General features: G+C 35.8%; 13 protein-coding genes and 2 pseudogenes. 2 read left to right on the forward strand and 13 right to left on the reverse strand.

Features of this window, described 5'->3' with window-relative positions; translation table 11 throughout:
* The first annotated feature begins 657 nt into the window (after positions 1 to 657).
* Positions 658 to 2,397, forward strand: a complete 1,740-nt coding sequence (locus Ana3638_RS02840) for a DUF6583 family protein (protein WP_161836699.1) — start codon at positions 658 to 660, stop codon at positions 2,395 to 2,397.
* Positions 2,398 to 2,629: 232 nt separating this feature from the next.
* Positions 2,630 to 3,361 (forward strand): hypothetical protein, encoded by a 732-nt coding sequence (locus Ana3638_RS02845; protein WP_161836700.1) that lies wholly within the window; start codon positions 2,630 to 2,632, stop codon positions 3,359 to 3,361.
* A gap of 291 nt (positions 3,362 to 3,652) precedes the next feature.
* On the opposite strand, the pseudogene Ana3638_RS02850 reads toward Ana3638_RS02845, so the two are convergent.
* From Ana3638_RS02850 to Ana3638_RS02910, 13 genes and pseudogenes are all read right to left on the reverse strand, one after another.
* A pseudogene (locus Ana3638_RS02850) lies at positions 3,653 to 3,823 on the reverse strand (IS5/IS1182 family transposase); the annotation flags it as partial.
* Between the two features lie 353 nt (positions 3,824 to 4,176).
* A complete protein-coding gene (locus Ana3638_RS02855) occupies positions 4,177 to 4,992 on the reverse strand; it encodes a M55 family metallopeptidase (protein ID WP_161836701.1) in 816 nt (271 codons plus the stop codon).
* Between the two features lie 153 nt (positions 4,993 to 5,145).
* Entirely contained in the window at positions 5,146 to 6,234 is a 1,089-nt protein-coding gene (gene asd / locus Ana3638_RS02860) for an aspartate-semialdehyde dehydrogenase (RefSeq protein ID WP_161836702.1), read from the reverse strand.
* Between the two features lie 340 nt (positions 6,235 to 6,574).
* Entirely contained in the window at positions 6,575 to 7,042 is a 468-nt protein-coding gene (locus Ana3638_RS02865) for a MerR family transcriptional regulator (RefSeq protein ID WP_161836703.1), read from the reverse strand.
* 181 nt (positions 7,043 to 7,223) lie between these two features.
* Positions 7,224 to 8,201 carry a tRNA dihydrouridine synthase DusB gene (gene dusB, locus Ana3638_RS02870; protein WP_161836704.1) on the reverse strand — a complete coding sequence of 326 codons (978 nt, stop codon included), beginning with the start codon at positions 8,199 to 8,201 and terminating at the stop codon, positions 7,224 to 7,226.
* Between the two features lie 137 nt (positions 8,202 to 8,338).
* Positions 8,339 to 9,112 carry a type III pantothenate kinase gene (locus Ana3638_RS02875; protein ID WP_161836705.1) on the reverse strand — a complete coding sequence of 258 codons (774 nt, stop codon included), beginning with the start codon at positions 9,110 to 9,112 and terminating at the stop codon, positions 8,339 to 8,341.
* A 176-nt stretch (positions 9,113 to 9,288) separates the two neighbouring features.
* Positions 9,289 to 9,621 (reverse strand): DUF6145 family protein, encoded by a 333-nt coding sequence (locus tag Ana3638_RS02880; protein ID WP_161836706.1) that lies wholly within the window; start codon positions 9,619 to 9,621, stop codon positions 9,289 to 9,291.
* 28 nt (positions 9,622 to 9,649) lie between these two features.
* Positions 9,650 to 10,570, reverse strand: a complete 921-nt coding sequence (locus Ana3638_RS02885) for a LiaF transmembrane domain-containing protein (protein WP_161836707.1) — start codon at positions 10,568 to 10,570, stop codon at positions 9,650 to 9,652.
* Positions 10,571 to 10,703: 133 nt separating this feature from the next.
* Complete coding sequence (locus Ana3638_RS02890; RefSeq protein WP_161836708.1) at positions 10,704 to 11,555, reverse strand: biotin--[acetyl-CoA-carboxylase] ligase; 852 nt, start codon at positions 11,553 to 11,555, stop codon at positions 10,704 to 10,706.
* Between the two features lie 121 nt (positions 11,556 to 11,676).
* Positions 11,677 to 12,611 (reverse strand): annotated as a pseudogene (gene argF / locus Ana3638_RS02895) (ornithine carbamoyltransferase).
* Positions 12,612 to 12,705: 94 nt separating this feature from the next.
* Entirely contained in the window at positions 12,706 to 13,893 is a 1,188-nt protein-coding gene (locus tag Ana3638_RS02900; protein ID WP_161836709.1) for a patatin-like phospholipase family protein, read from the reverse strand.
* Between the two features lie 115 nt (positions 13,894 to 14,008).
* Complete coding sequence (locus Ana3638_RS02905) at positions 14,009 to 15,883, reverse strand: LTA synthase family protein (RefSeq protein ID WP_161836710.1); 1,875 nt, start codon at positions 15,881 to 15,883, stop codon at positions 14,009 to 14,011.
* Between the two features lie 332 nt (positions 15,884 to 16,215).
* Positions 16,216 to 17,163 (reverse strand): SPFH domain-containing protein, encoded by a 948-nt coding sequence (locus tag Ana3638_RS02910; protein WP_161836711.1) that lies wholly within the window; start codon positions 17,161 to 17,163, stop codon positions 16,216 to 16,218.
* Position 17,164 lies beyond the last annotated feature (1 nt).

A 17,164-nucleotide genomic window follows, 5' to 3' on the forward strand; every position in this document is an offset into this window, starting at 1 on the left:
AATATCTGTTGTTTTACTAAAATTTTCGTAATAAAAATATAATATAAAATTTCAGTTCTATGTAATTCAGTATACTCTGAATTCATACGTTGTATATTTTTGTAAAAAGCTGAATTTCTTTATAAAATCAGTACTCTCCTGGTCGTAATTATATACTAAAAACCATGCTATTTCAACTGGTATTATAAAAAAATTAAAATTTTTTTATTTTAAAACCAAATACTTTTTTTACGAAAATTTTCGTATTTTTATAGTAATTGTAGCTATTAATAACAAAATGATTTGTCACGGTTTTCCTTTATTTCCTATATTTCTGTTTTTTCTTCCATTTAGTGATTATAAGGGAATTCTAATGATATTCTAATTGACTTTATTATATACATCTGATACCATTTTTATGTGATTTATAAGGATAAGATGGTTCATCAGTTAACGGCACCCGTTAAAAATTGATTTCAGGGTTGAAGAACTTCTTTTATCCTTTATAAAAGTAGATAATTGCGAAACCGAATCATATCCTATAATTAATATAGTTTCAGAGCTGAAGCCTGCCCTTACGGCAACTGAAGCCAGAAACAAGTATTAAGTGTATTTTATATTCCAAGCCTATATAGTTTTTCGCAATTACCTGCCATACAAAAAATAAAGAGAGGTAAGATGGGAGATATGAATAACAATCCAAATGACGGCAACGAATTTGATGCCAATCCAATTACACCAAATAACGAGGATTCCGGGGATATGAATACAATGGATTCCGTTTCTCAAAGTAACAGTAATGTGACTGAAACATTTACATTTGATGAAGTACCTTATGAGCAAAGTTATGAAACAGCAGCGGAAAGCCCTTCAAAAAAGAAACCGAGCCTGAAAATAATTGCAGGAATTATTATCCTGATTGTGCTTTTAGCCGGTTCGTTAACGGCCTATGCCAACCGTAATACCCTTGCTAATACTTTTGCATTAATGACAAAAAGCCCTGTAGAATATTATTCTTCCATAGAAAAGAAAAATATTAATAAAGGTATTGATACTTTTACCGAATCTTATGATAAATACCTTACCTTATACAGTGACCAGAAAACAAAAGGTATTGGACAGGATACCAGTGTAAAGTTAACAGTAAATCCTCAATTTACCAGTATGATAGGACTTAATGATTTTAAGTCACTGGAAGCAAAAATTACTTCCCTATCAAAAAATAATAATTCAAAATCAACGGTCGGTTTTTCTTATAATGATCAATCCTTAGTTACCTTAAATGCTTTTATTAATTCAGAAACCGGTGAATTATTTGCGAGCGTTCCTGAATTAAGCAGTGCTTACCTTTTATTATCATTAAATGATCTTATGTCCTATTCCGGTGAAACCGCTGATGGACGTAATTACACGGATTATATTAAAGATATGGAATCTCTTTTCAGTAATGAGTCCCTGTCTCCGGATACACTGAATTCCTTATTAAAGAAGTATTCCGCTTTTCTCATTGATAATATTGATAATATAAAGATCGAGAAAAATGTCAAGATAACTGCTTCCAAATCAAATGCTACATATAATAAACTGACATCCGAGCTGAATGGGGAAGATGCTTTTAATATTATGTCCGCAATTTTGAATGAAGCGAAAAAAGATGAGACTTTAAAAAAATTATTTGTAACATTAAATATTTGTAAAGAAGATGAATATGCAAAATTGATTGACGATTCCCTTGCAGGGTTAGATAAAGAGACTATGACAGCTTCCTCCGATTCTGTTTTAGTGAATGTATATGTAGATAAAACCGGAAGGATTATGGGCCGTGAGTTTACAACTGCCGGAGATGAAAATTCTTCAGGCGGCGGATATTATACTGTTTTAAATGATTCGAAATTAAGTTATACTGCCTGGATAAAAGAAAATGGTGCAAATATATTCGAGTTTTCCGGCGACGGTACTTATTCATCCGCTGGTTTTACCGGAGACAGTGTACTTAAATATTCCGAATACAGTGATGAATACAGCGATTATACTAATTATTCATTTAATATAGCTGCAGAGAATGCTAAAATTATAAAAGACAAAGGTTATATAAACGGTAAATATACCATTACCTCCGATCTTTTCATGGGAGCAGAAATAGTGCTTGACTGCACTGCTGATGAAAACCAGCAGAATATGAAATTCCAGGTAATGTATGGCAATATGGAAGCCGGCGCCCTTACTATTACCAGCAAAGAAAGTGCTTATGAAGACTTTACTTTCCCTGATTCTTCTGATCAGGTTTTCGATGGGTTAAACGATATCTATTCCTATATGGGTACGGCTGACTTTGAAGGTTTTATGACCCATGTTCAAGATGTAACCGGACTTGATTTGAGTGGTTTATTACAATCATATTTATTTGGTTCATACTAATTATAAAAAAACAAATTAAATAATTTTATGGTGCAGGACATTGTTATTCTCTCTTTAATATTTAAAAGCGGGCTGGAGAGAAACTTTTGACTGCACCATTTTTTTATGAATATTTTAGAATTAATTACTTTTTTTTGTTGTATGATTATGATAAACTTATTTTAGTATAAATATATATGCAAACAATAATGTTATCGTATTCTATTCCTTATAATGAAAAGAGGTAATCTTTGTGATAGAGAAAAGTAAATTAGAAAATACCGTGCTGGATGATTCTGCTGAAATTTATAAGCCAAGGACAGAACAGACTGAAAAACAGAAACTTAGTGAAATGACTTTTAAGGAAAAAGTGACTTATTTTAATAATTATTACAGGTTAAAGGTAATCGTAATTATATTATTTATTGCCGGTGCCGTTTATATGGCATACAGTATTTTATCTCCCAAACCGGAAACTGTTTTTTATGCAGCGGTAATCAATTCCGCAATGGATGATGAAACAGCTGCAACGGTTCAAAGTGATTTTGTAGAAAAGCTTGGAATTGATCCGAAAACCCAGGAAATAATGATTGACTCAAGCTATCAATTAGGCAGTGAGGGCAATGTATCAGAATTCAGTATATCCGCCCAGCAAAAATTAGGAACCTATTTTTACGCCGGCCAGATTGATGTAATCATTGCACCTGAATCTGTTTTTGCTGATTATGCACGGCTTGGCAACCTATCGAAATTATCAGATGAGTTACCTACCGATTTGTTTACCAAATTAACCGATTCATTCTATTATTCCGAAACAGAAGAAGATAAAACCTCCAGTCCTTATGGCATTTATTTAGATGGGGCTAAAATCTATGATAAAGCAGGTAACCTTGTTGATAAACCGGTATTGGGGATTGTCGTAAATTCTAAGTATAAGCAAAACGCAGTTGAATTCATTCGATATCTTTTTGATATAAATGAATAATTATATTCAATAAATATTAACTTATATAAATCCTTATATATAATCACTTATATAAATAACTTTATAATTACGGATAACTAACCTATAACAACGGATAAAAAACTATAATAACGGATAATAAGCTATATTAACGGATAATAAGCTATATTAACGGGGCTGTCGCTTTAACGATTGAAAAATCGTGAGACGGCAGCTTCCTTTTTGTCTAAAAATACTTTTTTTCATCTATTTCATCTTGAGTTGAGTTGTATTTGTTAAAAATAAAGTACCTTAATAAATCGAAATATAGAACTCCAATCCAGCATCTGCGGTTACCTTTTTGTATTTAAATTTCAGGTATTCCTCCGCCTCTTTTAAAAAAGGAATAAGGGTTGTTGTATCGGTTGGCTGTGGTCCGATCGTAAGCCAGGTAATATATTCAGAATCAACACCATGCTGCAGTTTGAACGCAGGTTTTAATTTATTTTGTAATCGCATACAAATATTTTACCATAAATCCCTTACTTTTCGAAGTTTGGGATTTATTTTTTGATCTAAAAAGCAGGACGGCGCCTCAGAAATCTTGAATGTTTATCACATAGATTTGTAAAAGACTAGCGTGTGATTATTAATCCATTAAGAGACCGTTTGCCGCCATCGGTACTTAGGTTGTGGCAGAATCACTTATCTGCCATGACCTTATGTACCGCTATGTGCGGCAAACGAGTAAGAACGTGTCTCTGTTGGATTATAATGTTGCCATAATAGTATATATTATTGGTAGTCCTATTAAAGTTCCCATGTTCCGCCTTATAATAATGTTGTGAATAAATTAATTAATTACTACTTGCGATCTTAACCATAGCTGTTAATGCTCTATAAACGTCAATAATTGATTTTCCACTGTATGATACAATATTGGGTTCAACTAATTCTGTTCCAGGCATTATTGATGCAAATTCGGCCTGACCACTATTTAAAAAAGTAACCTTCATTTCAGGCGGCTCTTGTAGTTTTATAGGCTCAATATTCGTGGCATTGATTAAGGCAATTTTTACTTTTTCCTTTATTTTTTCAAATACTACAGAGGGCGATAAACATTTTGCTGCATATCTTCCATATGACGTTTTAACTACAACTGTTTCAATTGCAGCATTCACCTCTTTTACTTCCTCCTCTAGAGTGTTGTCGCCTGATACCAAAACAACCGGAACATTAAAGTGACCTGCCACACATGCATTCATATAAAATTCTCCAACATCTTTACTATTTATATTTATGTTTGAAATCACACCTCCATGAAAAGAGTGACTCAAAACCCCGCTTACATTCATTCTGGGATGATATCCGATTAATATTACTGCGTCAAAAGAGGAATCTAATCCTTCCATCATAGCACCCTTACGCGACGAACCTGTAATTAATTGTGCTTTATCGTTTAATGATTCTATAAGTATATTAGTTCCAGCACCATGCAGATCATTAACAACAATTTCTGTTGCGCCAACCTCAATTGCTCCTTCGATTGCTGCATTAACCTCTTTAGTCATAAGTTCTCTTGATCTTTGATAATCCCTCTCCCCGGGTATTACCTGATTAATAGCAACTATTCCGCTTATTCCTTCAATATCTGCTGAAATATAAATCTTCACATTATCACACCTTTCATATTAGCCTCTAATAAAATATTAAAAAGAGAACATTCTATGTTTCCCCAAGTAAATATTATCAAACAATTACAGTCTAATATAATTAATGGTATCATAGAAGAAGAGTTATAAGCAAAATAAACCAGTTGTTATCAATTATTTCGACTTTGCTTCAATATAACCCTGGGCTTTTAATAATTCCGCAGTGAGAACACCACCGCCTGCCGCACCACGAACGGTATTATGGGATAAACCTACAAACTTGTAATCAAATACGGTATCTTCACGTAATCTGCCGAAAGAAACTCCCATGCCGTTTTCATAATCCCTGTCAAACTTAGCCTGAGGGCGGTTATCTTCTTCAAAATACTGAATAAACTGCTTTGGTGCGCTGGGTAAATTCAATTCCTGGGGTAAACCTTTGAATTCTCTCCATGCTTTTATAATCTCATCTTTTGTAGGTTTCTTTTCAAAGCTTACAAACACAGCAGCGGTATGTCCGTCAGTTACCGGTACACGGATACATTGTGTTGTGATGAGAGGGGAAGAAGCCTTAACAATCTGTCCGTTTTCCACTTTACCCCAGATTCTTAACGGTTCCTGCTCACTTTTCTCTTCTTCACCGCCGATATAAGGGATAACATTGTCAATCATTTCCGGCCAGTCTTTAAAGTTCTTACCGGCACCGGAAATAGCCTGGTAAGTAGTTGCCAAAACCACCTTAGGCCCAAATTCTCTTAAGGCATGTAAGGCCGGTGTATAACTTTGTATGGAACAGTTTGGTTTAACCACAATAAAACCTTTACTGGTTCCCAAACGTTTCTTTTGGTCTTTAATAACTTCCAGGTGTTCCGGATTTAATTCCGGTACAACCATAGGAACATCCGGAGTCCATCTATGAGCACTATTATTGGATACGACAGGTGTCTCTGCCTTAGCATAAGCCTCTTCAATTGCTTTAATTTCATCTTTTGTCATATCAACCGCACTAAAGACAAAGTCTACTTCACTGCTTACTGCTTCTACTTCATTTACGTTTTTTACAATCATCTTTTTAACAGCTTCCGGCATTGGCGTTGACATTTTCCATCTGTCGCCCACAGCTTCTTCGTATGTTTTACCCGCACTTCTCGGACTGGCAGCTATTACAACAACCTCAAACCAAGGATGATTTTCCAATAATGAAATAAAACGTTGACCTACCATTCCGGTACCACCTAAGATACCAACTCTTAATTTGCTCATATTAACCCTCCCGATAATGATTCCTTCATATTAACCAAAGACGTGACTATTCAGTCACTGCGATTCTAAAAAACAGCGCAAACACCTATGACACAAAACAGACAAAAAGATGCATATTTTGGGTGAGTGGCTCCAAATTCTTCCATCTTCTCGAGTTTCCTGAATAGCTACTAAACGACATCTTTACGACATTTTGTATTTTTTGTATTTGTATGGCGTACATTTGTCTTTGTAGTAAATATATTACTATTTCTATACATAAAAATCAACCATTTTCTATTAAATATTCATTTTTTGTAAATATTGATGAATAAACATACCACAATCACAATATCGTTGTTTATTTTTCATTTTTTATGAACCGCATTTTACCAATTAACTTTTTAGGTACGGGACCGATTTGTTCATCATCAAAATCCATTTTGATTCTCATGGCATGACTTAATTTGGAAGCACAGTCCGGACATAATCTACCGGAACGTATATCAACATTACACATTTCACATTTAATGAATATGGGCGAGTTTTCCGGGATTTCCAATCTTCCTTCTCGGAGATACTGGTTAATTCTTTCTAAACTGATTCCGGTATTCTCGGATACTTCCATAGCCGGAGCAGTTCCATGTTCATATATATAGTTTTTTACTTTCAGGAAATCTTCCTCATCCGCTTTTCGGCACATGGGGCAATAAAAATGTCCGTATCCTAAATAGGTAAACATTCTCTTACATCGCACACATATCTTGGTTTCACCAACGTTTCCGTCTTCATTAAATTTTGCAGCAATAATTTTTCGGGATTCTCTCATAGGCGGGCCTCCTTTTCTTAAAAACACAGTGTTTACCTATATTCTATTATATCTGTTTTTAAATAATAGTCAATGAAGCCGCTGTACCATATTCCCCCATAATCCTGTTTTTAAATTTTATTTATCCTATTTTTTAAATATATAACTGAATTTCTTTACATATTCTTACGATTTGTACTCTTTATATATCCTTTATCGAGTTCAGGTATTGATTTAACAATTCTTCCAACTGGGAATAATCTTCAATTTCATTCACATGCTGTCTTAACTTTGCTGCAAGGGGATAACCTGTGGTATACCAGGCTACATGTTTTCGCATTTCCCTAATGCCAATATACTCACCTTTATATTGAATGGATAATCTGGCATGGCGTAACATCATATCTACCGCTTCAAAAACATTCGGTTTATCCAGTATCTTACCTGTATTAAGGAATTCCCTTACCTGTGCAAAGAGCCAAGGGTTCCCTCTGACACCCCTTGCAAGCATAATTCCGTCACACCCGGTTTCCAGCATCAGTCTTTTTGCATCCTCCGGTTTAAAGATATCCCCATTGCCGATAACAGGTACCCGTACTGCTTCTTTTACTGCCCTTATTATGTTCCAGTCGGCTCTTCCGCTATAATACTGCTCTCTGGTACGGCCATGAACTGCAATAGCTGCGGCACCGTTTGCTTCTGCTATTTTAGCAATTTCTACCGCATTTGCCGTTGATTCCGTAAATCCTTTTCGTATTTTCACGGTTAATGGCTTTTGGATTGCTGTTGACACCGCATGTACGATTTCACCGACTAATTTCGGTTCTTTCATTAATGCAGACCCTTCTCCATTATTAACAACCTTTGGTACGGGACATCCCATATTAATATCCAAAATATCAAAATTCCGGTGTTCGATACGTTTTGCCGTTTCGCTCATAATATGAGGGTCCGCTCCGAATAGCTGGAGGGAGACTGGCCGTTCTTTCTCCTCAACAGTAAGCAGGTTTTCCGTATTTTTGTTATTATATTGTATTCCTTTTGCACTTACCATCTCGGTATAAATCAAATCAGCTCCCTGTTCTTTGCATAAGATACGAAATGGCAGGTCTGTAACACCTGCCATGGGTCCCAAGATTAAATTACCGTTTATCTTAACATTACCAATGTTTAATTCCATTCAAGTACTCCCTTAAATCACTCTATTTCTTTTCACTAATATTTAATATTTCAGTATTATTAAATATATTAAATACTACCGTATTATTTCAGTATTACTTTTTTTACATTATTATTTCATATAATAATTATAAAATATTACTTAACTTTACATTTGTTATAGATCAACCTTAACCCTTTTAAGGTCAGATTCGGGTCATATATCTGGATTACGTCCGTTGCTTCTGCTATGATTTTTCCTAAGCCGCCGGTTGCGATAACTTTGATTCCCTGAATTCCGGATTCTTCGATTGTCTTTTTTACAATATATTCTGTTTGCCCAATATAACCGTACACTAATCCGGCCTGCATACTGGTTATGGTTTCCTTTGCTAAAATAGAAGCAGGTTTCTTTATTTCAATCTCAGGCAGTTTAGCGGTTTCATTCCATAGGGCATCTGCACAGATACGAATACCCGGACTTGTAATTCCGGCTAAGAAAGAGCCGTCTTCTGAAATTAAATCGTAAGTTGTTGCCGTTCCAAAATCAATTACAATCAACGGACCACCATATATATCGTAAGCAGCAACCGCATCTACTACTCTGTCTGCTCCAATTTCTTTCGGATTAGCCGTAACCATTTTTATTCCTGTTTTTGTGCCAGCACCAACTTCTATCGGTGTAAGGCCCAAATATTTAATTATACTGTTTTTTAAGGAATGCATGATTCCTGGTACCACACTGGCCATAATGACTGCCTCAATATCAGAAATATCCACTTTCCGGTTGTTTAATAATCCACATATGGTTAATCCATATTCATCGGAGGTTCTGGGTGTTTTTGTAGTCATACGAAAACTTGCCACCAGTTCCTCTTCTCTGAATATACCTAATGTAATATTGGTATTACCAACATCTAATACTAATAACATAATAATCTCCTTTCAAACACCAAGCAAGTAATTGCGAAACAAGAATATTATATTTATATCCCCCGCAAATAATACAATTTCAGAGCTGAATTTTGCCAGGAGGGCAAAAGAAGCCAGCAGCAAGTATTATTAGTATGGTATTTTTAAAAATGAAATAGTTTCGCATTTACCTAAAATCAGGCCAAATCTTCCCCTAATAAAAACACGCGGTAGTAAAGTTCCAGTGATTCCAATAATTCCGCTTTATTCCGCTGTAATTCTTTTATTTTTAATACACTGCCTATCTCATCAAATAAAACATCACCCTCATCACTGGTTACATTGAGCATCAGGTTACCCTCCTCATCGAATTCCAGGGTTAATATACCTCCCACATCTTCCGTATAAAGGACACACATAATTTTTAGTTCTTCCTTAATACTTTCCGGCAGAGCTTTAAAATCTTCATTTAAATAATATTTTTGTTCATACGCACTGCTGGCACACAGCACTACTTTATCCAAATACATAGTATTACCTCCAAATGAATTACTCCTGTTATTTGACTTCAATTCCGCCTAAAATACAGGTACCTTTTATAAAAATGGTATGTGTATTATCGGCTGCAGGATATGGTGTTATTACTTTATTTTCTACACCACCTAAAATAGGGGTGCAGTGAATCACTACTTTTATATTATTCGGAACGTAAATATCCACTCCACCCAAAACGCAGGTAGTCTCTATCACAATATCATCATAAATAAACGCATTTCTAAGATCCAGCTGAACATTACCCAAAATGGAAGTAACCACTGCACCGGTAAATTCTTCATTAATAAACTGTACATTACGACCGCTTAATAAGCAAAAATATTGATTATATCCTCTATGATTTATCCCTTGATTATTGTTACTGCTATAATTACGGCTGTTGTTATTCTTATCGGTGTTATTGTTGTCATCATAATACCCAGAATAACTGTTACTGCCGTTACCATTCTTATCATAATAGTCTTCATCGCTGTTACCGCTGTTTTGGTTGTCATAATGATCCTGGCTGTTATTTTGATTATAGTCAGTATTCGTATTATAGCTATTACCTTCCTTATTATCCGTTCCATAATAGGAAGTATTATCCCTGCCGTAATCTCCATCCCCTCTTCTGTCTTTACGAAATAAGAAAGAGCAGCCGACAGCAATAAAAATAAGAGCAAAGATAAGTCTGGGAAAGGTATACCAGTCAATAATATGCTGAACGGAACACAATAACAGAATACCAATTCCAAGTCCAAAAATGGACGCCGACCGATTCTCACTGTTTACCAGGCCGATTGCACTTGGAATTATGATAAAGAGGGTCCACCAGCCCGGAAAAAATAAATTAAAATCAAAAACTCCTATTGCCCGTCCAGCTAACGCAACACCCAGGAGAACAAAGAAAACACCCCATACTGCTTTTGACATTGTATTTTTCATTGATCCACACTCCCTTAAAATACTTACATATCAACTTATATCATATATGGAAAATCTGAATAATTCAAGATAAAGTTATAAATGGGAATCCTTATCCACAAACCGGATTACTTTTTCATCTTTTATCCCCAGGTTACACATAACCATACACTCCCCTGACAGAGACTTCTCCAGACATTACGGTTTTTATAACCGTTTTTCTCTCTCCCCGGATCGTTTCATCGGTCTGTACCAATAATGCTCCAGTTTCATTAATACCAAGGGCAAGTCCTATATATTCCGAATCATTTCCAACAATTTTTACCTGCCGGTTTCTATTGATAAGCATTTCATTATAATCCTTAACATGTTCTTTTAAGTTTTCCTCTTTTTTGAACATCTCATAATACATTTCGAAATATTTCATGACGGAGGCAATCAGGCTGACCCGGTCTATTTCTTTCTTACTTTCCAGTTTTAATGAGGTTGCCGTATTTTTTAATTCATCGGGAAAAGAATCCCTGTTTGCATTAATGCCGATTCCGATTACGATACATTCCAGTTTTTCATTTATAGTACTCATTTCCGTTAATATACCGCAGACTTTTTTACCATTCATAACGATATCATTCGGCCATTTTATAAAGCTGTTAAGTCCTGTAACTTTTCTGATACCCTGATTAACTGCAAGTGCGGTTACCAGGGTAAGCATGGAGGCATGCTCTATACGAATTTGGGGCTGTAATATTAAAGTCATCCAGATTCCGTCACCCTTAGATGTACTCCATTTCCGGCCAAGGCGTCCTCTGCCTGCATTCTGCTGCTCAGCCAATACCAGGGTTCCATGATAACCCGGGGTTTTCCCCAACTGTTTTGCAATAACATTTGTGGAATCAACTTCATTAAAATAAACTACCTTTTTTCCAATACATTTTGTGGTTATCTGTTCTTCTATAAAAGAAGCATCCAACCATTCATATTGCTCATTTGTTATTTCAGTACTCATTTTTTTATTATCCTTTACTATGAATGATAGCTAATTTCTCTATTGTTAATAATAGAGAAAGGCCGCTGCAGAGTCAAGCTTAATCTGCAACAGCCAATCTAATTCTTTAATACACATTATTTTAATTACCTAAAGTAGCAACCATTACCGCCTTTATGGTATGCATACGGTTCTCTGCTTCATCAAATACCACATCGGCATGTTTTTCAAAAACATCCTCTGTCACTTCATTTCCTTTTACCGCCGGTAAGCAATGCAAAAATACTGTATTTTCCTTACCTGTTTTTTCCATCAACTTTTGATTTACCTGGAAAGGTTTTAACAGAGCAATCCGCTCAGCTGCCAATGCTTCTTCTCCCATGGAACACCAAACGTCCGTATAAATGGCATCGGCGCCTTTTACGGCTTCTAATTCATCCGTTATGGTAATGGTTCCCCAGAATCTTTCCCAAAGGTCTTACAGAGCGAAACCAGCTCTTCCCCCGGCCATAGGGATTTTGGTGCCAATATTGTGAAATGCAGCCCTAATTTAGAGGAACCAATCATTAAGCTGTTAGCCATATTATTTCTTCCGTCTCCGGTATAAATCAAATGCAATCCTTTTAAGTGACCGAATTGTTCTTTCAGCGTCAGAAAATCTGCTAAAATCTGCGTTGGATGATAACAATCCGTCAAACCGTTCCATACCGGAACACCGCTGTATTTCGCTAATTTTTCTACGGTCTCCTGTTTGAATCCTCGAAATTCGATGCCGTCAAACATTCTTCCAAGCACTCTTGCCGTGTCTTCCACACTTTCTTTGTGGCCTAGCTGAATATCATCCTTACCTAAATACTCCGGGTGACCGCCTTCATCAATACACCCTACGGTAAAAGCACATCTGGTTCTTGTAGATGGTTTTTCGAATATTAATGCGATATTTTTTCCTTTTAAGCTATTTCCGGTTATACCTTGCTTTTTCTTTGCTTTTAAGTCGGCTGCCAAGTCGATTAAATATTCAATTTCTTCTGGTGTGAAATCTTTTAATGTTAAAAAACTACGACCTTTTAAATTCATGGTTCTACCTCCCCGACGAGATGTTTTTGTGTGTTTATTTATACACTATACTTAATTTTTATACATTTGTCAAGGTAATAGAAACAAATTATTCTTATAAAGTCATCATTTTAATAATCAACATATGAAAGACAGGAAACTGATACCCTCTCCTTGTCATTAGTTCATATTTATCCCTGATTAAAGAAATGAGCTCCTCTTCCGTATAGATTCTGTATTTCGGTATCCTTAACGTTTTGGCACAAAGCTCCAACAGGGAAATATACAATTCATGGTAGGTCCAATCTTTATTAAGTTTTAAAGTTACAGCCAGATTCGGACACACGGTTTCCAGAAACTTTCTTATATTAATCGAAGCATTGGTATAGTCTGCTTTGTAATATTCCAGCATAGCCATCTTTGCAGCTTCATTTATATTAACAAATTGATGGATGCTATCCTCTTCTGTGTATTTCGAATCAATATAATAAATTTTCCCTTTCAGGGAACGAAGACACCGCATCCCATCGTAATAACCCACATCGATATTACGTTTAATTTTATCCGGATTGAATTCCAGAATACCGCCTAAATTAATACGTGGGGCAATCTGTATGATAGTCACGTCCTTTGGAATTTTAATTGGTTTTTCCAAACCAATGCCATAAATACGTACAACAATGATATCCTTATAACCCCTGTTTATTAACATATCAACTGGTACATTATTAAACATACCGCCATCCAGGTATTTCATTCCATGCAGCTTCTCATTTCGAAAAGCCGGCAGGGAGGCACTTGCGATTAAATAGTCCTTCAGATTGCTTTTCTCCGCTTCCTTAGCCGTTATCTCAACTTCCTTTAATTTAGATACCAGAAATGTTCCAAATACAAATTCAATATCGGAGTTTTTAATACTTTCCGCGTCCACCCAGTTTTCGATTAATTTACGCAGCGGACTTATGTCGATACCGCCATCGGCGAGAATCCGGGTAGTATCTTTTGTTAATTCCTTTAGACTTAAATTCTTAAGATTACGCTTCATAAGTTTATCCATCTGTTCGTCATTGACATCCATGATAGAGGAATAAGTCAGGCTCTTCCATAAACTTTCCGCTTCTTCATAATTGCCCATACAAATCAGCGCACCATTTAAAGCCCCGACAGAAACTCCTGAAACACCCTTTATTTTAAGTCCGTTTTCCAAAAAGGCTTTCCATACACCAATCTGATAGGCTCCCTTAGCACCGCCGCCTTCTAAGACAACTCCATATTCTTTATTCACGTCAAAAGTATTACCCATCTCATTCTCCTTTTCATGAAAGATAAGCCCCTATGAGTTAAAAGGGACTGCAGCAAGATTTAATTCCATCAACTTACGTTTAGAATGTTTGCAGCAGTCCCTATTAAGTAACTTTTTATTCTTCAGGCTGATCCACCGTATTGGGTAAATCCCGTTGTACATAATCAGCAATTAAATTTTGATCTAATATTTCTTTTGAAGTTTGTTTTAATGTTATGGCACGATTATAATCTTCCTCATACGCCAAAGCATCCAAGGGTTGATGTGTGTTAATGTCCCAAACGCGGCTTCCCTCAAATACGCCTTCTCTTGATATCTCAAACATAACATTATTATGAACAAAGGAACCTCCAAATAAATAAGCCGTAAATGCAACAAAACCGTCTTTCGCATTTACCAAATCCTGACCTAAAACATAGGGCTGATTTATATCAATACCCATGATATTCGCTATGGTAGGAAGAAAATCAATCTGGCCGCCTGTAGTAGAGACGGTCCTTGTAACTTTGCTTCCCGGAACATGAATCATCATTGGTACCCTTAACATCTCATCGTAATCATAAGGTTTTCCTAAATAATTACTCATAATTTCCGCATTATTATCCATACCTACATTTAATCCGTGATGGTCACCGTATAAAGCTATTACGGTATTATCATAAAGTCCGGTATCTTTTAATTCCTGAATGAACTGTCCAAAAGCTTCATCCATATAATGAATGGTTTGCAAATAAGCACCGAATTTGGTATCCGTATCTTCTTCCTTAAGTTTTAAAGTTGCATCCTCCGGGTCTATCAGAAACGGATGGTGGCTGGAAAGGGTTATGATGAAACTAAAGAAAGGTGCTTTCTCTCCTTTAAAGATATCAACCGCCTGTTTAAACATGGATTTATCCGATATACCAAGTCCAATGATATCCCTGGCATCCAGATCCTCCATACTATAAAAATCTTCAAAACCCTGTCCTGGATATGCTGCTTCCCTGTTCCAGAATTCACCTTTGTATCCATGTATTGCAAAAGAGTGATAACCTAAATCCCTCATAAGCCAGGGTAATCCATTAAAAGTATTATCCTGATATAAAGTATAACATTCCCTGTCAATTACCGGATATAAACTGTTTAAAGTTGAAAATTCGGCATCTGCCGTATTCCCTTTTCCGATATTACTGTAATAACGATCAAAATATACGGTATCTTTTTTAATAAAGGCATTTAGATTGGGAGTTAAAACCTGGCCGTTATATTCGGCATTAATTACAAAATTCTGCAGTGCTTCTACCTGGATTACAACCAGATTTTTACCTTGGCCGATTCCATGCAACTGATTACCCGGATTTTGAACCGCCACGTCTTCCACAGCATCCAATACATCCTCTGCAGGAACTTCATCCGTAACGATATTTTCTGTGATAGCATTAAACACATCATTTACGTGATTTGTAAAAAATTCTACACTGTTTACTTTGTCTATGGCAACACTGTCCAATGGATTAATAACCAGTAATGCAAAAATAGCACATAAGCCCGCTACTATATATTTAATTTCTTTCTTAAAACTCCATCCATTTTTTCCCTGATCTTCCTGAATATGTTTCTTAAAAAAATAATAAACAAACGGTATGTCTAAATACAGTAAAAAACTGGCGGGTATTAAAGTCGCCACAAAGCTGTCTGGAACCGCTGCAACATTAGCTGCCTGCCATAACTGTTTTATGGAAACTGTCTGGTTATAATAATTATAATACATGGAATCTGCAAACATTAAAAGACTTAACAGACTGTAAACAATCAGAAACAGTCCCTTTTTTCTTTTTAATTTACTTCTGCTGAAACATACAAATATAATGCCCATAGCTATGACACTTAATAGGATAAAAGTTATATCCTTTAAGTTCACATTGATTAAACTATAATATATCATAAGCTTTACAGCAAAAAGTAAAAGAATCATATAGGGTGATTTAATAATTTTTTTCACATGGTTCATTTACATTCTCTCCTTTAATGAAAAACAAATAACGTTCTTCTCCCCATTTCTAACTCTTATATATAATAGCTCATAGTTATTTTATTATCAAGGCAAGAATTCTTAAGTTTATCTTAAAATAAAACTGGGATGCAAATCCCAAATATTATCAAAGGCTGCTGCAAAATAAAGCACCATCAACTGCGAAATGCAAAAGATATCTTCGCGAGTCATATAGTATTTGTATTTTGCAGCAGCCTCATGCTTAATAAACTGCTTTTTTAAAAATTTTATTCAACGCTGTATTTATCAAAGCTATTTTTATTCAGCGATATTTTTATTCAACAATATTTCTATTCAGCGATATTTTTATCCACGATATTCTTATCGTTTCCTACTTCCGTTAAGGACTTTACCAATCCTGCAATACCCTGAATTTCGGAAGGGATAATAATTTTGGTAGCCTTGCCATCAGCCGCTTTTGCAAATGCTTCCAGGCTCTTTAATTGAAGAACAGCATTTCCCGGATTGGAATCATTCAAGAACCGGATACCGTCTGCATTGGCTTTTTGCACAGCAAGAATTGCTTCTGCCTGGCCTTCTGCTTCTCTTATGGTGGCTTCTTTTTTTGCTTCTGCACGTAAGATAGCTGCTTCTTTATCCGCTTCAGCTTGCAGAATAGCAGACTGTTTTTTTCCTTCTGCTACAAGGATGGCAGATGTTTTTTCACCTTCCGCACGTAAAATAGCTTCACGCCTCTCACGTTCTGCTTTCATCTGCTTTTCCATTGCGTCCTGAATTGCTGCAGGTGGTATAATATTTTTTAATTCAACCCGGTTAACCTTAATACCCCAGGGATCCGTTGCCACGTCAAGAGCTACCCGCATTTTAGTGTTAATAATCTCTCTTGAGGTTAGTGTCTGGTCCAGTTCCAGATCACCGATAATGTTTCTTAATGTGGTTGCGGTTAAATTCTCTATTGCCATGATGGGACGTTCTACACCGTATGCAAATAATTTAGGGTCAGTAATCTGAAAAAATACTACCGTATCTATTTTCATGGTTACATTATCTTTTGTAATAACAGGCTGAGGAGCAAAATCTACAACCTGTTCTTTCAGCAATACTTTTCTTGCCACTTTATCAATAAAAGGAACTTTTACATGGATACCTACATTCCAGGTAGCCTGATAACCACCGAGCCTTTCAACTACATAGGCATGGGCCTGAGGTACAATTTTAATACAAGATGCCAATACCACCAGTACAAGTACCACAAATACTATTAATACTGTTTCCATA

Origin of the sequence: Anaerocolumna sedimenticola, from assembly GCF_009931695.1 — a bacterium.
In the GTDB taxonomy this organism is placed as follows: Bacteria; Bacillota; Clostridia; order Lachnospirales; family Lachnospiraceae; genus Anaerocolumna; species Anaerocolumna sedimenticola.